This window comes from Sphingobacterium sp. MYb388 (assembly GCF_037479535.1).
Taxonomy (GTDB): domain Bacteria; phylum Bacteroidota; class Bacteroidia; order Sphingobacteriales; family Sphingobacteriaceae; genus Sphingobacterium; species Sphingobacterium anhuiense.
In genome coordinates, this window is record NZ_JBBGYV010000008.1 from 1 (window position 1) to 21,470 (window position 21,470).

16 protein-coding genes are annotated in these 21,470 nt (G+C 36.2%); 6 read left to right on the top strand and 10 right to left on the bottom strand.

Translation table 11 applies throughout. The features are described 5' to 3' along the window. Window positions 1-1,074: 1,074 nt before the first annotated feature. The 4 genes from WH188_RS20545 (at window position 1,075) to WH188_RS20560 (ending at window position 6,245) form a co-directional block, all read left to right on the top strand. Complete coding sequence (locus WH188_RS20545) at window positions 1,075-2,580, top strand: ankyrin repeat domain-containing protein (RefSeq protein WP_168128453.1); 1,506 nt, start codon at window positions 1,075-1,077, stop codon at window positions 2,578-2,580. 94 nt (window positions 2,581-2,674) lie between these two features. Then, the gene (locus tag WH188_RS20550; RefSeq protein ID WP_021190236.1) at window positions 2,675-3,070 is read left to right on the top strand and encodes a DUF2271 domain-containing protein; all 396 of its coding nucleotides are present in this window, start codon (window positions 2,675-2,677) and stop codon (window positions 3,068-3,070) included. Window positions 3,071-3,075: 5 nt separating this feature from the next. Next, window positions 3,076-5,259, top strand: a complete 2,184-nt coding sequence (locus WH188_RS20555; RefSeq protein ID WP_168128452.1) for a PepSY domain-containing protein — start codon at window positions 3,076-3,078, stop codon at window positions 5,257-5,259. Between the two features lie 23 nt (window positions 5,260-5,282). Beyond that, entirely contained in the window at window positions 5,283-6,245 is a 963-nt protein-coding gene (locus WH188_RS20560) for an FAD:protein FMN transferase (RefSeq protein WP_046792063.1), read from the top strand. A 2-nt stretch (window positions 6,246-6,247) separates the two neighbouring features. Here WH188_RS20560 and ccoS read toward each other — a convergent pair whose 3' ends face one another. From ccoS to ettA, 7 genes are all read right to left on the bottom strand, one after another. Further along, window positions 6,248-6,427 carry a cbb3-type cytochrome oxidase assembly protein CcoS gene (gene ccoS / locus WH188_RS20565; RefSeq protein ID WP_031288414.1) on the bottom strand — a complete coding sequence of 60 codons (180 nt, stop codon included), beginning with the start codon at window positions 6,425-6,427 and terminating at the stop codon, window positions 6,248-6,250. Between the two features lie 25 nt (window positions 6,428-6,452). Beyond that, window positions 6,453-8,840 carry a heavy metal translocating P-type ATPase gene (locus tag WH188_RS20570; RefSeq protein WP_168128451.1) on the bottom strand — a complete coding sequence of 796 codons (2,388 nt, stop codon included), beginning with the start codon at window positions 8,838-8,840 and terminating at the stop codon, window positions 6,453-6,455. Window positions 8,841-8,850: 10 nt separating this feature from the next. After that, window positions 8,851-10,224, bottom strand: coding sequence for an oxygen-independent coproporphyrinogen III oxidase (hemN, locus tag WH188_RS20575; protein ID WP_168128450.1), 1,374 nt, complete (start codon window positions 10,222-10,224; stop codon window positions 8,851-8,853). Window positions 10,225-10,228: 4 nt separating this feature from the next. Beyond that, a complete protein-coding gene (locus WH188_RS20580) occupies window positions 10,229-10,642 on the bottom strand; it encodes a hypothetical protein (protein WP_021190230.1) in 414 nt (137 codons plus the stop codon). A gap of 195 nt (window positions 10,643-10,837) precedes the next feature. Continuing rightward, a complete protein-coding gene (locus WH188_RS20585) occupies window positions 10,838-11,899 on the bottom strand; it encodes a response regulator (RefSeq protein WP_132772302.1) in 1,062 nt (353 codons plus the stop codon). 6 nt (window positions 11,900-11,905) lie between these two features. Beyond that, the gene (locus WH188_RS20590; protein WP_132772300.1) at window positions 11,906-13,096 is read right to left on the bottom strand and encodes a PAS domain-containing sensor histidine kinase; all 1,191 of its coding nucleotides are present in this window, start codon (window positions 13,094-13,096) and stop codon (window positions 11,906-11,908) included. A gap of 3 nt (window positions 13,097-13,099) precedes the next feature. Further along, window positions 13,100-14,782: an energy-dependent translational throttle protein EttA gene (gene ettA / locus WH188_RS20595; RefSeq protein ID WP_132772298.1), complete on the bottom strand. Its 1,683-nt coding sequence runs from the start codon at window positions 14,780-14,782 to the stop codon at window positions 13,100-13,102. Between the two features lie 182 nt (window positions 14,783-14,964). Here ettA and WH188_RS20600 point away from each other — a divergent pair, with 182 nt between their 5' ends. Beyond that, window positions 14,965-17,499: an ATP-dependent Clp protease ATP-binding subunit gene (locus WH188_RS20600; protein WP_132845910.1), complete on the top strand. Its 2,535-nt coding sequence runs from the start codon at window positions 14,965-14,967 to the stop codon at window positions 17,497-17,499. Window positions 17,500-17,625: 126 nt separating this feature from the next. After that, window positions 17,626-18,039, top strand: a complete 414-nt coding sequence (locus WH188_RS20605) for a hypothetical protein (RefSeq protein WP_168128449.1) — start codon at window positions 17,626-17,628, stop codon at window positions 18,037-18,039. Window positions 18,040-18,882: 843 nt separating this feature from the next. On the opposite strand, the gene WH188_RS20610 is transcribed toward WH188_RS20605, so the two are convergent. The 3 genes from WH188_RS20610 to WH188_RS20620 form a co-directional block, all read right to left on the bottom strand. Continuing rightward, window positions 18,883-19,134, bottom strand: a complete 252-nt coding sequence (locus WH188_RS20610) for a hypothetical protein (protein WP_206368708.1) — start codon at window positions 19,132-19,134, stop codon at window positions 18,883-18,885. Between the two features lie 204 nt (window positions 19,135-19,338). Continuing rightward, entirely contained in the window at window positions 19,339-19,977 is a 639-nt protein-coding gene (locus WH188_RS20615) for a hypothetical protein (RefSeq protein ID WP_206368706.1), read from the bottom strand. A 15-nt stretch (window positions 19,978-19,992) separates the two neighbouring features. Continuing rightward, window positions 19,993-20,802: a sigma factor-like helix-turn-helix DNA-binding protein gene (locus WH188_RS20620; RefSeq protein ID WP_168128448.1), complete on the bottom strand. Its 810-nt coding sequence runs from the start codon at window positions 20,800-20,802 to the stop codon at window positions 19,993-19,995. Window positions 20,803-21,470 lie beyond the last annotated feature (668 nt).

Sequence of the window (21,470 nt, forward strand, 5' to 3'; positions counted from 1 at the left end):
CGAGAAATAGTTTACCATAAACCGGTAAAGGGCTTATAACGTGGCGGATAAATTTACCTATAACCTATTACAGGGACGGAGAAACGGACAATCCTGACTTTAAACAGTAAAAAAGCGTATACGGGGGAACTGTTCGTCCTGGGCCGTCTTTTATGGATACCGTATACTTTTAGGAAATGGTCTGCAGAAATTATATCTTTTTCGGTACAGCAGAATCATCGACACTATTACTATTACTATTACTATTACTATTACTATTACTATTACTATAGCTGATAAGGTGATTCATGCCTATTCATGCTGCCCGCAGGGCCGACATCTTTACTTTATACTATATAGTATATACGACAAAAGGGGTTCAGAGAATTTGTTGTCTTAATATAGTCAAGCTATCCTCGTTGGAATAGTCCGGAATAAGGCATATTATAACCTGATAGGGACCTGATTATTACTTAAGACGGGATTTATACAGAGATTATTGGGATTTCATAGGGGGTTTATAGGGTTTTACCCCTACTACCCCCCTATAAACCCCCTCTTATCCCCCTGTTATATCTCTATTATACTAGAATAAGATACCCAGTTGCTTATAATATGGTATCATCCTGATAACAGCGGTAGTTTTCTCGAGATTCTATTGGTTTATTGACCTATCTTATATTCATACCAGTGTGACTAAATTTCCTTACTCTATAATACTGCAATCCTAATAGTATGATATCCTACTCTTCTTAACAACACAAACTATAGAAGTTTGATAAATTTCAAATTCAAACAAGAGAGGGGGCTAATTACTAAAAATTACCAAAAGGAAGAAGCTTAATGGCAGTAATCAAATTCATTTTAATGCTCCAAATTTCTCATATATCAAAACTGCTTTTGCAAAAAAGCAGTAAAAGCTAAATGTAAAAAATGAGATTATGAAGCATTATTTTAACATAATCACTGCAATGCCTTTAAATAGTGTAATTTTCAATAAATAATATTTTTTTTCTATAATTAAATTTAATAGATTTGCCTTCTATTTAGATTTAGTATAAATAAATTCCAAACTCAAGATATTCCAATCATAACATGAAAAAGATTTTTCTAGCAGCTTTATTACTATCGGCTTTATACGGAAAAGCCCAAAATAACAATACCTTGATGAATGCGGATTTTTGGAAAGGTTCGCCAAATTTAGCTACTGTTAAAACTGAAATCGCAAAAGGAAATAGCCCTTCAAAACCAAATGCGGCTTCATTCGATCCTGTTACTACCGCTATTTTAAATAAAGCTCCTAATGATATTATCGAATATCTAATTGAACAAGAAGGAAATAGTGTTACTAAAAAAACACACCATAGCCGCAGTTATTTACATTGGGCTGCTTCTACAGGAAATCTTGAGCTTGTCAAATATTTAATAGCTAAAGGTTCCGACGTCAATTATCAAGATAGTCATGGCTTTCCTATTGCAGCCTATGCGGCATCAACAGGGAACAAAAATACAGCTGTTTATGATCTTCTATTCAAAGCAGGGGTAGATCCAAAGCAAAAATATGAAGATGGGGCGACCTTACTTTTATTGTCAGTCGCATCAGATAATGATTTAAGCATTACTGATTATTTTGTATCGAAAGGGTTATCGCTAACAGATAAGGATAACTTTGGACGTACTGCAGTCGACTATGCGGCTAAACTTGGTCATATTGAACTTATCGAAAAACTGATAAAAAGAGGCGTTAAACCAACAAATAATGCTCTTTTCTTCGCTACTCAAGGATCTAGACAGGTTACTAATGGTATTGAAACATATAAATACTTGGTAGAAACTCTAAAGTTAGATCCAAAAGCAACAAATAAAGATGGTGCTACAATTCTACATCCATTAGTACGTAGACCCAATATGGAAGTAATCAACTATTTCCTGGCAAAGGACGTTGCGATCAACAAAGCTGACAATGAAGGAAATACCGTACTTATGGTCGCAGCTGCCGGTAAAGATGCGAAGTTGGTCGAGCTTCTATTATCAAAAACAACAAATATTAACGCTGTAAATGATAAAGGAGAATCTGCATTGACAAAAGCAATTGCAAATGGCTCTTCAGAAGTAGCAGCTTTATTACTTAAAAATGGTGCTGACATCAAAGTGCTGAATAAAGATGGAAACAATCTTGCTTATTATTGGTTAAATTCATACACAGAACCTAATCCTCAAACACAAGGTGGCCAGCAACGCAATCCACAAGGAGATAGTTTTGAAGAAAAATTAACCTTATTAAAGAATAATGGCTTAACAGTCACTGATCTTCAAAAAAATAAAAGCTCTTTATTACACTTAGCTGTTGCAAAAGAGAACATAAACCTTATTAAAAGAGTCGCTGCCTTAGGAACTGATATTAATGCTCAGGACAATGATGGCATGAGCGCTTTACATAAAGCGGCTTTAATAGCAAAAGATGATACTATTCTTAAAGAATTGATTTCAATCGGTGCTAAAAAAGACCTGCTAACATCACTTGATGAAACAGCTTACGACATTGCAAAGGAAAATGACTTTTTAGCAAAAAATAATGTATCTATCGATTTCTTAAAATAACGGCATGAAAACCTCTTTAAAATTTACTGTACTTATATTTCTTATTACACTATTTAGCTCAAATTCATTTGCACAATCAAGTAAATTCAAGTGCATGATTCAAATGAATAGCTATGAGGGTGAGGGAGCATATATCATTATATCATTAATCAATCCAAAAGGCGCTTACGAAAAAACGCTTTCTGTATTAGGCCCGGATAAACAATGGTATAATACGCTTAAAGAATGGCATAAGTTTCAAACAAAATCCAACAACAAACTTAGTGCAATTACAGGTGCCTCTGTTGGTGGTGGTGACCGTGCAATGAGAACAATAGAAATTGACGATACAAAATTGAACAAAGGTTATAAATTACGTTTCGAATCGGCTGTTGAAGAACAAAAGTATCATGTCACTGACGTAGAAATTCCCTTGACAACAGAAGCATTAGCGGAGCGTGCTAGCGGCAAAGGATATATTAAATTTGTAAAATTAAGTAAAGTTCAATAATTAAAATGACCTTATCCATATGGAGGTATGCACATTTAGCTCTTGCGATCGTATCATCCCTATTTTTACTCATACTTTCCGTAACAGGAATTATATTGGCGATAGATGCAGTTAACGAAAAAACACAAGCATACCGAGCAGAAGATTCCAATACCATAACCCTTGCGCAATCCATAACGGCCTTGCGCAAGGTTTACCCTGAAATCATTGAAATAGCAGTCGATCACAATCAATTTGTCAGTATAGATGCTTTAGATGAAGAGGGTAATACCATTAAAGCTTATATCAATCCGACCACAGGGAAAGTATTAGGTGAAATCAAACCCAAAAGCCAGTTCATCCAGTGGACAACCGCCTTACACCGTTCCTTATTTCTACACGAAACAGGACGTATATTAGTCGGCCTGGTTTCCTTCATATTGCTATTGATTACCATTAGTGGACTCATCTTGATCCTTAAACGTCAGCAGGGTCTTCGCAATTTCTTTTCTAAAATAAACCGTGATTTTTTTGCTCAATATTTTCATGTTGTCAGTGGACGATTGTTCCTCATTCCTATTTTGATCATTGCTTTATCAGGCACATATTTATTTATGGCACGAATGGAACTGATCAAGAAATCGAACGAAGAGCTTGAACATCAGGATACGCAAACTGAGAATCAAAAGGATTTCAAGGAATTTGCGATTTTTCAACAGCACACTTTAGGTACAATTGAAAAGATTGAATTTCCTTTCATGGATGATGATCCTGAAGAATTTTACACGATCAAATTTAAGGATCGTGCTGTTACAGTTAATCAGTTTAATGGCGAAATCGTTAAAGAAACAAAATATCCTTATACTTCAGCACTAGAGAAATTAAGTCTCGATATCCATACAGGCCGAACAAATGTGATTTGGGCTATTATTCTAGGTCTTGCTTCTTTAAACATTGTATTCTTTATTTATACTGGCTTTGTCATCACATTCCGAAGAACAAAAACTAAGATTAAAAATAAATATAAAGCCAACGAAGCTGAATTTATTATTTTAGTTGGCTCAGAAAATGGCAGTACTTTATTTTTTGCAAATCAGATTCATAAGCAACTACTGGCAGATGGTAAATGTTCGTTTGTTACAGCGATGAACCAATACCAAAACTATCCAAATGCGACACATATTTTAATATTCACTTCGACATATGGGATCGGGACAGCACCGACTGGAGCATCAAATTTTGAAGAGCTACTTGAGAAATTTCCTCAAGAACAGACAGTCCAATACAGTGTAATTGGATTCGGATCGAAAGCTTACCCAGATTATTGTGCCTACGCAGAACATATAGATAAACTTCTTGCGACCAAAGAATGGGCTACCCGCTTCTTAGATCTTCATAAAATTAATGATCGATCTGCTCATGAATTTACAAATTGGGTACATCACTGGAGTGAAAAATCGTGCATTGCTCTAGCTACTGCTCCATCTTTATACCAGTCAAAAGTTGCCAATCTGCAGCAACTTCAGGTTGTTAAAAAAACAAGCCAAGATCACTCGACATTCACTGTTGTATTTAAACCTCTCAGAAAGTTAAAATTTCAATCGGGCGATCTTTTAGCGATATATCCTGCACATGATAATAGGGAACGCTTTTATTCCATTGGTGAAAATAATGGAACGATTCAACTGGAAGTTAAGCTGCATCCCAATGGATTGGGATCAAATTTTCTATATGAATTAAAGGAAAATGACCATATTGATGCCCGGGTGATGACGAATCCTGACTTCCACTTTCCTAAAGCTCCTGCTGTTATTATGATTGCAAACGGAACAGGAATTGCACCTTTTTTAGGTATGATTCAAAACAATGTAAAAACACCTCTTCGTTTATATGCTGGTTTTAGATACAACAATACACTCACACAGCGCTATCAACAATTTGCACAAGAGGAAATTATAAAAAAACATTTAACAGCCTATCAGTTTGCATATTCAAGAGAATCAACAGCACAATATGTGATGGATCTAATCAAACATGACGTACAACTATTTGTAGAACATTTAGAGAATGACGGTGTCATTATGATCTGTGGATCGCTTCAAATGCAACGTGACGTCGAAAAGGTCCTTGAAGAAATGACCCTATCGCAAAAAGGTAAAGCACTGCTTTATTATAAGGAGAAGAAACAGATTCTAACCGATTGTTATTAAAAGACAAATCAATACTACTGCTCATGAGACTTCTTTGTACGGTCACCTTCCTATTTATTATAACGCTTAGTCAGGCACAGGTATTACAAAAAAAGCAAGTGACTTTAATGGGCTCTGTCTTTGAAATCACTATTGTAGACCGGGATACCGCATCTGCCCGAAATCATATTGATCTTGTAATAGCAGAGGTTACACGTATTGAGAATCTGATTTCAGAATGGAGACCGGAAACCCAGATTTCGGAAGTAAACCGCAATGCAGGTATTAAACCTGTAAAAGTAGATCGTGAAGTTTTTGATCTGACCAAAAGAGCAATCGCGTATTCCCGCAATTCAAATGGAGCTTTTGATATCAGTATTGTTGCTTTAGACAAAATCTGGAAATTTGATGGCAGTATGACCGAATTACCTACGGAAGAAGCTATTCGTAAGTCAGTTGAAAAAGTGGGTTATCAGCATATTATCTTAGATAGTGTCAATTGCAGTATTTACTTAGCACTCCCGGGTATGAAAATAGGTTTTGGATCAATTGGAAAAGGTTATGCGGCAGATCGTGGAAGAGCTTTGATGCAAGAAAAATATGTTTTAGCTGGCATCGTTAATGCATCCGGAGATCTATCGACCTGGGGGCTTCAACCAAATAATAAGCCTTGGTTAATAGGCATAAAAAACCCTTTCAAAGCTTATAAAACGATTAAAATATTAAAAATGCAGGAAAATTCTGTTGCGACATCGGGCAATTATGAGAAGTATGCTGAAATTGACAACAGACGATATGCACATATCATCAACCCTAAAACTGGCTATCCTTCTACTGGACTGACCAGTGTTACGATCTACGGCCCTTCTGCTGAGTTTGCGAATGCTCTAAGCACCTCGATTATGGTTCTAGGTCAAGAAGAAGGTATTTTATTAGCAAAAAGATTTCCCCTCTATCATTATCTTCTGATAACTGACAACGGAACTGTTATAAAAAGCCAAAGATAAACCTAGCGCTTCTTCTTTTCTGGTTCCGGTTCAATTTCTTCCACATCATCGTCAAACAGGATTCGAACAGAAGGCGTATAGGTATCATCATTTTGTCCCGTTTTATTAGCCCAAAAAAAAGCACCTAAAAACAATAACGCAACAAATACACTACAGCCAATCAACATAAAGATGATACTCATAACACTATTTTAATATAAAAATCTTCTATAATCCCCTTCTTTTTGCAAACCATCTTGTCAAAATACTGGTGAATGATATAATCGTTACCGTACTTATAGGCATCAGTATTGCTGCAAACAAGGGAGACATTTCTCCTTGAACAGCAAAACTCAGTCCAATCACATTATAAAAAATAGAGATACAGAAACTTAAGTGAATAACACGGACTGCATCTTTACTAAAAGCAAAAAACTTAGGTAATTTATCAAAAGATTCGCCATCCAAGATTGCATCACAACCTGGAGAAAAATTATTGATATCATCACTGACCGCGATCCCTAGATCGGCAGTTTTCAGCGCTCCAGCATCATTAAGCCCATCTCCTACCATACAGACACGATGTCCATTCTCTTTGAATAAATTGATAATATCCAATTTATTCTGTGGAGATTGATTAAACAGCAATCGTGTTGTTGAAGGAAAAATCTCCTTTAATAAATCTTTTTTTCGATCATTATCGCCCGATATCAAGTGAAGATCATAATGTTTTAAATCATGAATAATACCGGAAAGCCCGGCACGCCAGGACTGTTCCATTGCAAAACTACCCTTTACTTCACCATTAATAGAAACAAATACATAAGAAGCTTCTGCTGCTCTAGTAGGCACATCTACAAAACGGGCACTACCGATCTTGATTGTATATTGGCCAATATGAGTTACTGACCCTTCTCCAATTTTTTCTTCATACCGATTAACCGGTACAGCATCTACTCCTTCTAACCATTTTACAATCTCCCGGCTCAATGGATGACTTGAATTTCGACAAGAAGAATACACCAATATTTTTTCTTCTTCTGTTAAATATCCGTCAAAAACAATTCCATTAACAGTAGGTGACGAGATTGTCCCTGTTTTATCAAATATTATCGTGTCAATTGATGCCATCTGCTCAATGGCATCTGTGTTTTTAACGTAGAATTTGTTTCGGTCAAATACACTTAAAGCTGCAGACAATGTAAATGGAGAACTCAATGCTAAAGCACAAGGGCAGGCGATGATCAATACTGCTGTAAATGCACCCCAAGCTTTATCGGTATCTGCGTCCATCATCCAAAAAACTGTTGCAGATAGGGCAATAACCAATAAAGCAACCGTAAAATATTTACTGATATAACTTATAAATGTCTGAAACTGTTTATCATATTGTTTAAAATTTTCATTATTCCAAAGCTTGGTTAAATAAGACTGCGAAACCGATTTGACCACTTCAAGCTCAATCGCTTCAGCCATTTGACGTCCTCCAGCATAAATCACTTCGCCTAGTGTTTTAGTCACAGGTTTTGACTCTCCAGTCACAAAGCTAAAATCTATACAGGCATCCCCGCGGAGCAACACCGCATCTGCTGGTATGATTTCATTATTTCGGACTAAAATCCGATCCCCAACTTTTAAATCGGCCAGCTGAATCGGTTTTTCCTTTTCATCGTGTATCGTTGTTACAGCTACAGGAAAATAACTTCTATAATCACGTTCAAAAGAAATGTGATAATATGTTCTTTCCTGAACCCATTTCCCAATCAATATAAAAAAGACCAAACTACAAAGTGTATCCCCAAAGCCAGCCCCGGTCTGCGAGATCACTTCATATGCGGTACGTACAAATAAGATAAATATTCCCAATGCCAATGGTACATCTAAGTTCAGTCTTTTTTGACGGATACTTAAAAATGCCGATTTAAAATAATCTGAAGCACTATACAGTAAAACAGGCAGTGTAAATAAAAGATTTGCATACCCAAAAAACACCGAATAGTTTTTTTCAAAACCTGCCAGTCCAAAGTATTCAGGGAAGCTCAACATCATCGAATTTCCAAAACAAAAACCTGCTACCGCTATTTTTGCTATCAATGGATTAGCATTAATTTTTTTGCCCGCCTTAACCACATCCTGCAAGGTAATCTTTGGTTCATAACCGATACTTCGCAGTAACTGTACAAGATCACGGAGTGATAATTCCGTATGCTTAAATGTGATACTTGCTTGTCTTTTCATGAAATCAACTTTCGAGACAAGTACATTTGGGTTTAATCTATACAGGTTCTCTAATAACCAGATACAAGAGCTACAGTGAATTACAGGAATGTAAAATGTTATGATCGTGATCTGCTCATCTTTATAGTCAATCAGTTTATCGGTAATAATAGCTTCATCCAAATAAGACAAATCAGCAGTTTTATCAAGGTTTGATTTTCCTGGATGCTGGTTATAGCGATAATAACTTTGCATATTATTATCATGTAAAATCTGGTATACTGTTTGGCAGCCTAAACAGCAGAAATCATGGTTATCAAATTGATAGCCACTGGAGACAACTGCATCACCACAATGAAAACAATGCTGGTCTATTTGAGTTTGTTTGATATCCACCATTACAGATTATTTAAATAGCTTGACTAAATAATTCTTTTTCGTTTTTGGAGTTTTGTAATTTCAGATCAAAAGCCATACAGATATTGCGTAGAAAAGATCTTCCTAATTGGGTTATAAGAACACGATCCTCATGAATAAGAACCAAACCCTCTTCTACCATTTTTTCTAAACGCTTTATAATAGACTCATTTTCAAACAAACCAACCGCTAAGTTTGTTTCTCCTTTACACATCAGATCTAAAATGTTGCGTCTAATAATCAGATCTTCGTCATCAAGTAAATGCCCTTTCACAACCGGCAACCGATTGTTTTCAATCATCTTTTGATATTCCTCCACACTTTTAACATTTTGTGCAAAAGCATCCCACGAATCACTGATAGAAGATACTCCGAGACCAATCAATAAAGGACGATAACGATCTGCATATCCCATAAAATTGCGATGAAGCCTTTGCTGTTGAAATGCAATAAACAATTCATCGCCAGGTTTAGCAAAGTGATCCATTCCAACATCTCTATATCCGGCATCTTGAATAAATTGCTTTCCCAGTGTATAAAGCGCAAGCTTTTCTTCACCTTGAGGTAAGTCTAATTCAGTGTAATGACGCTGTCCAGGCTTTAACCATGGCACGTGCGCATAGCTATAAAAAGAAATACGATCCGGATCAAGCAACAGCGATTCTTTGATCGTTTCTGTTATTGTTTTCAAACTTTGTTTGGGCAGTCCGTAAATCAGATCAAAATTAATAGAAGTATATCCGATAGCACGAGCTTCTTGCATAACGCGGCGTACATCTTCCACATCCTGCTTTCTATTTATAGTAAACTGCACAAGCGGATCGAAATCCTGAATTCCCAAGCTTAATCTTCGAAATCCCAACTGATATAAATCGGCTAAGTGTTCATAAGTCGTATTGCCAGGATGTGCTTCGAAAGAAAATGATGCATCGTCTGCGACCTGAGCTTTCGATAAAATACCCGCCAGTAATTTTGCTAAATTCTCTGGAGCAAAAAAGGTAGGGGTTCCACCACCAAGGTGAATTTCAGAAATCAAAGGCGCACCTTCCTTTAATATTGCTGTGTACATCCCCCACTCTTTTAGCAAACTGTCGATATAAGGTATTTCAACTTTATGATTTTTCGTAATTCGGGTATTGCAACCACAATATGTGCACAGACTTTCACAGAATGGCAAATGAATATAGAGGCTTATCCCTGCTTTTTTTGATTTTTGATAGGTATGATATACGCGACTAGACCATTCCTTCTCAGAGAATTGGTCGCTATTCCAAAATGGAACAGTTGGGTAACTCGTATATCTAGGGGCTGCAACATTGTACTTCCGTACTAAAGACTGCAAATCTATTCCATTGTTCGAATTCATGAGATTATAATTTTACAGGACATACTTTTAAACAACAACAAGCAGTGCCCACACATTTGCCAGCACCCCACAAATTCAAATTGCGAATTGTCTGTTCGGCAATACCTTTTGGACTTTGGTCCTCATAAGGTGTATTAGCAACTTGTATATCCAACTTTCCGGCTTCAACTAAGTCGATGTGTTCTGTCCCTAAAGTACGTGTCAGAATACGGCCTACACCCATATCTTTTAACACTCGGAGCATGGAAGCTTCTAGAATATCCTGTGCCGAAATCACAACAACATCTTTCCCTGTAGCATAAACTTTTGTTTCTTCATTTAGCCCATTAGAAATTAATGTCAAATCATGCATTTTACCATTAGCTAATGCTAATAACTCCTTTTCATAGGTCTGAATACTGTAAACAACTACTTTCATGCTATCTTTTTTGATATTCTAAATCCGAACTAGAACAAAAGTAAATAGTCTTCAAATACTTACACATGAAGTTCATCAGCTTAAAAAGTGATCTACGTCACATTTTTAAGCTTAAAAATGCTCTGAAAACGAAAAAGGGTCGCATCCTTACTGGATGCGACCCTTCTGATCAAAATATCGTGGTAATAAAAGACCTTATTGCTTTACCTTACGAAGTTTTTTAACTGAGAAAATACGAATGGCACTTTTCTCTTTTGCAATTAAATTTTCCTCTCTAAAATCGGCTAAAACACGTGAGATCGTTTCATTTGCAGTACCTGCAATTGTTGCGATTCCCTCTCTTGATATTTGAATAACACATTCATCTTCAATTGCTGTATTCACCGTTTTCTCAGCGACACTAATTAATGCATTGGCAATACGTTTACGTACTGTATCATAAGCAAATCCCAACAATTGCTCTTCTTTCTCTCTAATATTTCCCGATAGCAACTGGATAAATTTACCTGCAATCAGTGGTTTGCGATAAATTAATTCAAAAAAGTCTTCTTTACTGATCAGTGCTATTTCCGATTTTTCAATAGCTTCAACATTATCAGAATAATTTTCGTTCAACAGCATCGCTTCATAGCCTATATATGTACCTGCAATCTGAATATCTGTCGAAAGCTCCCGTCCATCATTATAACATAGAAAACTGCGGACCTGTCCACTCAACACAAAATAGACGAATACGGGTACATCACCCTCTTCGTAAATACTTTGTTTCTTTTTGAATACTTTAACACGAGATTTTTCAATGAGTTCTTTCAACAAAAAATCTTGTTCTTCAGGACTTAAATACAAGGAGTTTTTAACTGTTATGGCCTCGCCTATCTGTCCCCGCTTTTTAAAGCGCACATCAATGGCATTTAACAACTCAACATCATCAAAAGGTTTTGTTAAATAATCATCTGCTCCTAGCTCCATTGCTTTTCGCATATCAGACCGTTCAACTTTAGCCGTAAGGAAAATAAAAGGTATGTGTGCCGTTTCTTCGTTCTTACTTAGAATATATAAAACGCCATAGCCATCTAACTCAGGCATCATAATATCACAGAGAATTAAATCGGGCAAATGAGTTGTTGCTAAATCAACACCATCACGGCCATTTTCCGCTGCAAGTACATGATAACGTCCTGTTAACTCCAAAATCTCTGTCGTTCCTTCCCGTATATCTGTATTATCCTCTATAATTAATATTGTCTTCTTTTCCACCTACAATTATTTATTTTGGGTAAATATCATCTTAAAAAAAGCTCCTTCGTTGATAGCAGATTTGTATTCCAATAATCCGTCCATAAGATGAACATAGCGCTTTACAATGTTCAACCCTAGACCTGTACCTGGTATATTGCCTGTATTATGAGCTCTAAAAAACGGTTCAAATAAATTGATCTGATCTTCCTCCGGAATTCCTATTCCATTATCACGGACTGTGATGATGCAAATATTATCCTCGATTATAGTATTAAACTCAATGAAGGTATCTTCACCAGAATATTTTATGGCGTTTGAAATCAAATTAACCACCGTATTTTTAAGTAAATTAGAATCCATCATAAACAGTCCAACCTCACCTGTGTGCTGATAAACAATATGTTGATTCTTTTTACAGATCAATTGCATCTCTTCGGTAATTTCTTCTGCTAATCCAACCACATTGATCATTTGCTTATTGACCGTAACAACACCTGCTTCCAACTTTTCCAGTGATAGAAAATCATTTAAGATGCTTGTTAGCAATTGAACAGAGCTCTTAATTTTACCGGTGTGTTTCAATACACTTGCAAAATCTGGTTTTTCAATATACTTATCGATCAATGAAGCTGATAACTGTACAGAGCTCAAGGGAGTTCTAAATTCATGCGAAGCCATGGAAACAAATCGCGATTTTAGCTGACCAAGTTCTTTCTCCTTCTCAAGCGATTTCGAAACTTCAGCCTTTGTTTTCTCCAGTTCCGAAACAAGCATAATCAAATCTTTCGTTCTTTCGCTCACTTTCTGTTCAAGCTCGACAGCATGTTTTTTCAATCGGTTTTCCGCGGCTTTTTCTCTTGTAAGATCATGAATAAAGCCAGTAAAAATATTTCTATTTTTATACCACACCTCACTCACTGCCAAACGAAAAGGAAAGGTGGTTCCATCTTTCTTTCTTCCAAGAACCTCCCTTCCTATTCCAATTATCTTTTTGTGCCCTGTTCTTTTATAATTATCAATATAGCTATCATGGCGACTATGATCCGGTTCAGGCATTAACATCGAAACATTATTACCGATAACTTCATGATCTGAATAACCAAATAAACTTGACGCTGCCGGATTAATAGATTCGATCAATCCCCGATTGTCGATCGTAATAATTCCATCAATAGCATGATCAATAATTGCTTCTAAAAGCTTCGCACTATCCATTTACTATTTCACTAGTTTTTTATACTTAAGACGGTGTGGAGTGACATCGCCAATTCTTTTCTTTCTATTTTCTTCATATTCTGAATAGTTCCCTTCGAAGAAATATACCTGAGAATCACCTTCAAATGCTAAAATATGCGTACAGATACGATCTAAGAACCATCTATCGTGGGAAATGACAACTGCACAACCACCGAAATTCTCCAAACCTTCTTCCAAAGCACGTAAAGTATTCACGTCAATATCATTGGTAGGCTCATCCAGAAGAAGTACGTTCGAACTTTTCTTCAATGTAATGGCCAAGTGTACACGGTTACGCTCACCTCCAGATAACACACCAACTTTTTTCTGCTGATCTGCTCCATTAAAGTTAAATTTTGAAACATACGCTCTCGAATTTGATGAGCGGTTGCCCAACATGATATTCTCGTTTCCATCGGTAATATTTTCCCATACTGATTTCTCCGGATCCAAGTCATCATGGTTTTGATCCACATAACCAAGAGCTACCGTTTCGCCCACTTTAAATGTCCCCGTATCAGGCTGTTCCTGTCCTGTAATCAAGCGGAACAAAGTTGTCTTACCGGCACCATTGGGACCAATAATACCCACAATACCTGCAGGAGGAAGTGAGAAACTTAAGTTTTCAAATAAGATACGGTCACCGTAAGATTTTGAAATATTATCTGCTTCAATCACGACATTACCTAAGCGTGGTCCCGGTGGAATGAATAATTCTAATTTCTCTTCACGGTCTTTCGTTTCCTCTGAAGCTAATTTCTCATAATTATGAAGACGTGCTTTAGATTTGGCATGTCTAGCTTTAGGAGCCATACGTACCCATTCCAATTCACGTTCTAATGTTTTTTGACGTTTTGACTCTGTTTTTTCCTCTTGCGCTAAGCGTTTAGATTTTTGATCTAACCAAGAAGAATAGTTTCCTTTCCAAGGAAGACCTTCACCGCGATCCAATTCCAGAATCCATCCAGCGACATTATCCAAGAAGTAACGATCGTGGGTTACAGCGATAACTGTACCTTTATATTGTTTTAAATGTTGTTCTAACCAATCGATAGACTCAGCATCCAAGTGGTTGGTTGGCTCATCTAATAATAAAACATCCGGTTCTTGTAGCAAAAGACGACACATTGCCACGCGACGGCGCTCCCCTCCTGACAAATTGGCAATCTTAGCATCAGGCTCTGGACAACGTAAAGCATCCATGGCACGTTCTAATTTTGAGTCAATTTCCCAAGCATTGGTTGCATCAATAATATCCTGAAGTTCACCCTGTCTAGCCAAAAGCTTATCCATTTCATCTGCATTTTCATAAACTTCAGGTAAGCCAAATTTTTCATTAATTTCTTCGTACTCTTTTAGAATACCCGTGATCTCGGCAACACCTTCTTGAACAATTTCAAGTACTGTTTTTTCCGGATCTAAAATAGGTTCCTGCGCTAAATAACCCACAGAATAACCTGGTGAGAAAACTACTTCACCTTGAAAAGATTTATCTAAACCAGCAATTATCTTTAACAGTGAAGATTTTCCGGAACCGTTAAGACCGATTACACCAATCTTTGCACCGTAGAAAAAAGAAAGGTAAATATTTTTTAAAACTTGTTTTTGAGGAGGGTAGATTTTGTTGACACCCGCCATTGAAAAGATTATTTTTTCGTCTGACATACTAATCAATTATTCTTTGTTTGGACAATAAATACACACAAATGTAAACTTTTATACTGACATTTTGATCGATTTAATAGCATGGCTTAATTGTTGATAAATATTACTAAAATATTAAGGATTGATAAAGTAAATTTATTACATTTATATCATTCTTGGTCATTAAAAGAAAGGTAAATTACATGGAAGCAAAATTTTCACCGCGCGTAAAAGATGTCATATCGTACAGTAGAGAAGAGGCTTTGAGGTTGCGTCACGATTATATTGGCACAGAACACTTGTTGTTAGGTTTGATTCGTGAAGGTGATGGCATGGCAATTAAGATTTTGAAAAATATCGGAATTGACACTGCGGCTTTACGTCAGTCTGTAGAGGAGGCCGTGAAAAGCTCAGCTGTATCTCGCGCTCCAATTGGCAATATGCCACTTACTAAACAAGCAGAAAAAGTACTTAAAATCACATATTTAGAAGCTAAAATTTTTAAAAGTGAAATCATAGGAACAGAGCATTTGTTATTAGCTATTTTGAGAGATGAGGATAATATCGCTTCTCAAATACTACAACAATATCAAGTGAGTTATGATATCTTCAAAGCGGAAGTAGAACAAAATAAAACAACTATCCGAGATGAAGCTCCAGGTTCGTCCACTGGTGATGACGATTATCCTGAAGAAGAGCAATTCATCCAACCTAAGAAGGTTTCTGACATTAAATCTAAAACTCCGGTTTTGGATAACTTTGGTCGCGATTTAACAAAAGCTGCGGAAGAAGGTCGTCTTGATCCTATTGTAGGTCGTGAAAAAGAAATTGAACGTGTTTCTCAGATTTTATCACGTCGTAAGAAAAACAATCCGTTGTTAATCGGAGAGCCGGGAGTTGGTAAATCTGCGATTGCAGAAGGATTAGCATTACGTATTGTACAACGTAAAGTATCGCGTGTACTGTTTAACAAACGCGTCGTTACGCTTGATCTCGCATCTTTAGTGGCTGGTACAAAATACCGTGGCCAATTTGAAGAGCGTATGAAAGCTGTGATGAACGAATTGGAGAAATCTCCAGATGTGATTTTATTCATTGATGAGATTCATACGATTGTAGGTGCTGGTGGAGCTTCGGGTTCATTGGATGCATCCAACATGTTCAAACCTGCTTTAGCAAGAGGTGAGATTCAATGTATCGGTGCAACTACATTAGATGAGTACCGTCAGTACATCGAGAAAGATGGAGCTTTGGATCGTCGTTTTCAACGCGTCACCATTGAACCTGCAACTCGTGATGAGACTATTGAGATTTTAAATCGTATTAAAGAAAAATACGAAGAACACCATAATGTCAACTATACTCCTGAAGCTATCGAAGCTTGTGTAAGTTTAACGACTCGTTATATTACCGATCGTTTCTTACCGGATAAAGCTATCGATGCGCTAGATGAAGCTGGTTCACGTGTGCATTTAACAAACATACATGTTCCACAATCCATCATTGATATCGAAGAGAAAATCGAAGAGATCAAATTGGAGAAAAATCGTGTTGTTCGCAGTCAAAAATATGAAGAAGCTGCAAAACTACGTGATACTGAGAAAAAACTGTTAGAGGAACTTGACCGTGAAAAATTAGCATGGGAAGAGGAAACGAAAGCAAAACGTTATGTCGTAACTGAAGATAATGTTGCAGAAGTTGTTTCGATGATGACAGGGATTCCTGTACAGCGCGTTAGCCAGACAGACAGTCAAAAACTGTTGAACATGGGTGATCTGATGAAAAATAGAATCATCGGTCAAGATGATGCTGTTCAGAAATTAGTGAAAGCTATTCAACGGACACGTGCCGGTCTTAAAGATCCGAAGAAACCAATTGGTTCATTCATCTTCTTAGGCCCTACCGGTGTTGGTAAAACTGAGTTGGCAAAAGAGTTAGCACGCTTTATGTTTGATTCTGAAGATGCATTGATTCAGATTGACATGAGTGAGTATATGGAGAAATTTGCGATATCACGTTTAGTGGGAGCGCCTCCAGGATATGTTGGCTATGAAGAAGGTGGACAGTTAACAGAAAAAGTTCGTCGCAAACCATATGCTGTAGTCTTATTGGATGAGATTGAAAAAGCACATCCGGATGTTTTCAACTTGTTATTACAAGTGTTGGACGAAGGCCAATTGACAGATAGTTTAGGTCGTAAAGTTGATTTTAGAAATACCATCATCATCATGACTTCTAATATCGGAGCACGTCAATTGAAAGAATTTGGTCAAGGTGTTGGTTTTACAACTGCGGCAAAAACAACACAAGCAGATTCACATTCAAGAACTGTTATCGAAACAGCGTTGAAACGTGCTTTTGCTCCTGAATTCTTGAACCGTATCGACGATGTGATTGTTTTCAATTCGTTATCGAAAGAGAATATCTTCAAAATCATTGATATTGAGTTGAGATCTCTATTCGGTAGAATCACAGATTTAGGTTACACAATAGATTTGACTGAAACAGCAAAAGAGTTTATCGCAGAGAAAGGATACGACACTAATTTTGGAGCCCGTCCATTAAAACGAGCAATTCAGAAATATTTAGAAGATCCAATCGCTGAAGAAATCTTAAAAGGTGATGTCAAAGCCGGCGATCGTTTAAAAGTTGATTTAAACGCTGAAACTAAAGAAATAGAAGTCACTGCTGATCGTTCTGAAAGACCGATTGAGCCAGCAGATAAAAAAGAAGATTAATAGAATTTGATTTATTTAAGAAAATGCACCAGAAATGGTGCATTTTTTGTTAGAAGTGTTAAAAGATTGTTAAACTATTTTAGTTACAAACAGTCTTACAAATTAAGGAACAAAAAAACTACAGATATGAAAAGAATTTTATTAGCCTTATTAATAGGTGGTGCAACCTTAACTTCACTTAGTTCTTGCACGAAAGAGTATATAACTCAAGAAGTTAATGTATTAGATGGAGTTAGTTATGTTTATCCAGTTAACTCCAATCAATGGACAAAAAATGGCAATATGTATAGTATTGAGATTGCTGTGAAGGACTTAGATGCACAATATTACGAAGATGGCCATGTAAGTGTAGCTGTAAACTTTGTAAATTCTAAAACATACGAACTAATTCCTTCTATAATATTTGGTCATGACTACTCTTCTAACTATTCAATTGGTAAAGTACGTATTTTCGCGAGGGATGTAAGTGGTTTAACTCCAAAAGCTCCCGACGATATGGACATCAAAATTGTTTTAACAGATGCTACTGCTGGCAATTAATTTTTGTTAATAGAAAACAAGTAAATTTAACCATTTAAATTTACTTGTTTTCTATTAAAGCTTAACTTAAAATAGGCTATCCTAACACGCCTTAACATCAGCCAATACCACTGAGGTAGATTATTTTAAACCGCTCAACATCTCAGTAATTTACTTGATTCGTTCTTCTTGATTCAATAAATCAATATTATACTTCGTCTTATCTCCCTCATCATTTTTGCATACTTTAAAATGACATCTACTTTTTGATGCGATCTGAGGTGAATGAGAAATCGAAATAACTTGCATGCTATTCGCTAATCATGCTCCCAGACCTAATACTTTCTGATTATATCCAGTTACCAAACACAAGCTTATTCCGAATGAGACCTAGAAATAAAGAAGAAAGTATAAGAAAGAATATTAAAAAAAATAAAAATATTTTATTGACTTCTTTCTTAATGTTACATTATCCTTATATTTTTCATAAATATTCATGTATCGTTTATTCCAGAAAAAAATAAAATAAGTGGTGGAAAAACTAAGGATTACCATCAAGTATTCTAAAGTATCTGTCGGGCCTTGACGAGCATTCACATCCTGATATATAATATAGGAATAGCAAAAAAACATATAAATTCCAAAGAACATACAAAAAAATAGCCCCCCTACTGTGAGCGGTAGGTTATCATTTTTAAATTCATTATCCTTATAATAACTGTTGAAGATTACAAAAAATAATTTATCCATACTTTATTCCTATATAACTAATAACGAGCTTCTGTTGCCTTGATAAGAATTATAACTTCTCTATTTAAGTTATCTGCGCCAAATTTAATTTACTTCGATTTACAATCCTAAAAATTATTCTACAATAACATTAATCCCAGCCATATTGGCTTTGTATTTAATCTTTTCAATCAGGCCATAATAGCTCCAATTCCGTAATAGAAATTCATCCTCTTTAGCAAACTCTTCTTTGGTCGTCTGATTGACTAATAATAATGTTCCTGCTTCAGATTTCACACATATATCAATCAGCCTTCGACTATATAGATGGAGACGACTATCTACATACTGCTTCTCCTTTTCGTTATACTGATCCAAACTTTTCATTTTTTTCTTACGACCATGACCACCTTTATTGAATGTAGCAGCTTTTTGCAATCGTTGCCTAGCAGCCTGAATAGCTAACCGTCGGTATAGAAATTCTTCTTTATTTCCGATTTGATAACTATCCTTATCAATAGAAACTGTAATCGGATGCTCGACAGATAAGGATGCTTCAGCAATGATATGATCTTTCAGTTGGTGTTGCTTTTATGGCAGTTCCAGTGCCAGCAATAGAAATATTTTCCCTTTCACGATCCGGATAGAACTTGTACAAATCTTTATCTCTCCGACCAATGCTCGCTGTAATAAAACCCTTTTGTCTGATCGGTCTTTCCCTAAATATGTACGGAAAGGAATTTTAAAAAGCTTCAATTTGAAATCCCATCCTTTCTCATCATTACTAAGTTTCACCTGATTTCCACCGAAGGGAATTGGCATATCTTTTTTATAGTTTCGCAATGATTTTTCACCTTTCCAATAAGCCACCCGATCAGTACTAAAAGCCCTATTCAAGGTCATATTCATTGATGAGAGAATATCCGAAGGCAGTTTTCCTTTAAAATATAAAGACAATATGCGATAAGTTGTATGCATCTTTGAGGATGTAAATATGCCTTCCGGATCCTTTTTAAAATCTCCCAATTTAACTTTAACGTCATCACGCAGATAAATGAGATCTTTCATCTGCTCTTGAATAAACTGGTGCGTCATCACCATATTCGATCCGCGGTACACAATATCCTGCCATTCGAATAATTTCTTATAATACTCAGATCGTTGTTCTTTATCATCACAGTCCAAATAAAGCTGAACTTTTCGAGTTAAAATTAGGGTATCTTTTTCCATAACGGACTATTTTAATTAAGCTTTTTTTGCAGTTTTGATCTTAGCATGAGCCTGCACGAACAGCTGTTTCACCCTCGATGGATTCAAATTCAGCGCTTCAGATATTTGTTCAAATGACAGTTGAAGTTCATAGCGCATATGAAAAATTTCTGTCTGATGGTCATTGAATTCACCATCAAGGACAATTTTAGATGATCTATTCAGCAGCTCCATTTGTTGCGTATTATTGAATACAGAACGGAGTATCTCAATGGTTTTTTCAACCTGCAAGCTGACTTCATAATCAGATATACCGCCCAAATAATGGGCAATGCGCTCGTAGTTAAAGCTATATTTTAGACAAAGTTTGATGAATAGCTGCTGTTGATTGTTAAGGCTTGGCAATAGTTTGTTAAGTTGGTCCAATCGTTCTTGCTTTTCTTCCTCAAGTTTCTCCAAATAGACTAGATCCATTTCATGCTCTTCTTCTGTTTCATAACCGAGTAAAAACTCTTGATAATCTTCAATTCCATCTAGCCGCAATAGACTTTTATGAAATCTATTTCGGGTTGTATTAAAGAATGCATATATAGCCGACTTAACCTGTGCCTTTAAAAAATTTAAGGTATCGTCAATATCCTTCACCTGTTTTCGGTATAGCCATAGTCTCAATAAAGCTTCCTGAGCTATACTCTCAGCTGCACAATCATCTTTTGTCACCCGAAATGATTTCACAAAAAGATAGCTGTAAAAGCGATTATAGCAATAATTTAAGCCACGTTCATCTCCATCTTGAAGCAGGGAAATATACTTTTCGGCTTTTAGTACTTGTAAAGTTTTATTCATAATCATCGTTTTAGTCAAGGCATTCGAGCATGCCAATTCTTTGGTTATTCACCTCAACAGATCACAGCCGGCCTGGCGGATTTATTGGAAACTGAGATCATGTTAGAGGTATACTAGTACGACTTAGAACGTTCATATCATATTGGAATTGATCGGAAATTAGTAGCTTTATCAAGAGAATGCCTATCTATTGTGAATACTAAGCATAAAATAATCCACTTATATCTATTTTTTTAGTGAAAAATTATTTTCAAACTGTGTTCGATTAAAAAATGTTATATTAATACGCTAATTCTGGCGCAGTTGTATATACCTTCCAAATTATAGTCAATAACGACCAATGCTATTTTCGGTACTCAGTGAGTGGCAAAACCCTCACCCTAAGGCGTAACAAGAAGCCTCAATTATTTTATATGGTGAACTAGAAACTAACCTGCTAACCCCTTAATTTTCTAACTATTTTTAAACGCTCTTTTAAACAGTGAACCGTAACAACTATCTTCTAAAATTATAAATAGCGAGTCTGTTGTACATACCATTCAAATTCTGATCAGCAACAACTTGGATGACCCTGATCCTGGATGTTGTAAATACCTTACAAATTATGGTCAATTACAACTCATACATTTTTGATATTCAGTGAGTGGCAAAACCCTCACCCTAAGGCG

Coding starts and splice junctions, on each gene's coding strand:
- WH188_RS20560 (WP_046792063.1), top strand. CDS start 5,283: ATGAGACTTCTTTGTACGGTCACCTTCCTATTTATTATAACGCTTAGT.
- WH188_RS20610 (WP_206368708.1), bottom strand. CDS start 19,134: ATGAAAAGTTTGGATCAGTATAACGAAAAGGAGAAGCAGTATGTAGAT.
- WH188_RS20580 (WP_021190230.1), bottom strand. CDS start 10,642: ATGAAAGTAGTTGTTTACAGTATTCAGACCTATGAAAAGGAGTTATTA.
- WH188_RS20615 (WP_206368706.1), bottom strand. CDS start 19,977: ATGGAAAAAGATACCCTAATTTTAACTCGAAAAGTTCAGCTTTATTTG.
- WH188_RS20545 (WP_168128453.1), top strand. CDS start 1,075: ATGAAAAAGATTTTTCTAGCAGCTTTATTACTATCGGCTTTATACGGA.
- WH188_RS20605 (WP_168128449.1), top strand. CDS start 17,626: ATGAAAAGAATTTTATTAGCCTTATTAATAGGTGGTGCAACCTTAACT.
- ettA (WP_132772298.1), bottom strand. CDS start 14,782: ATGTCAGACGAAAAAATAATCTTTTCAATGGCGGGTGTCAACAAAATC.
- WH188_RS20600 (WP_132845910.1), top strand. CDS start 14,965: ATGGAAGCAAAATTTTCACCGCGCGTAAAAGATGTCATATCGTACAGT.
- WH188_RS20590 (WP_132772300.1), bottom strand. CDS start 13,096: ATGGATAGTGCGAAGCTTTTAGAAGCAATTATTGATCATGCTATTGAT.
- WH188_RS20570 (WP_168128451.1), bottom strand. CDS start 8,840: ATGGTGGATATCAAACAAACTCAAATAGACCAGCATTGTTTTCATTGT.
- WH188_RS20555 (WP_168128452.1), top strand. CDS start 3,076: ATGACCTTATCCATATGGAGGTATGCACATTTAGCTCTTGCGATCGTA.
- hemN (WP_168128450.1), bottom strand. CDS start 10,224: ATGAATTCGAACAATGGAATAGATTTGCAGTCTTTAGTACGGAAGTAC.
- WH188_RS20550 (WP_021190236.1), top strand. CDS start 2,675: ATGATTCAAATGAATAGCTATGAGGGTGAGGGAGCATATATCATTATA.
- WH188_RS20620 (WP_168128448.1), bottom strand. CDS start 20,802: ATGAATAAAACTTTACAAGTACTAAAAGCCGAAAAGTATATTTCCCTG.
- ccoS (WP_031288414.1), bottom strand. CDS start 6,427: ATGAGTATCATCTTTATGTTGATTGGCTGTAGTGTATTTGTTGCGTTA.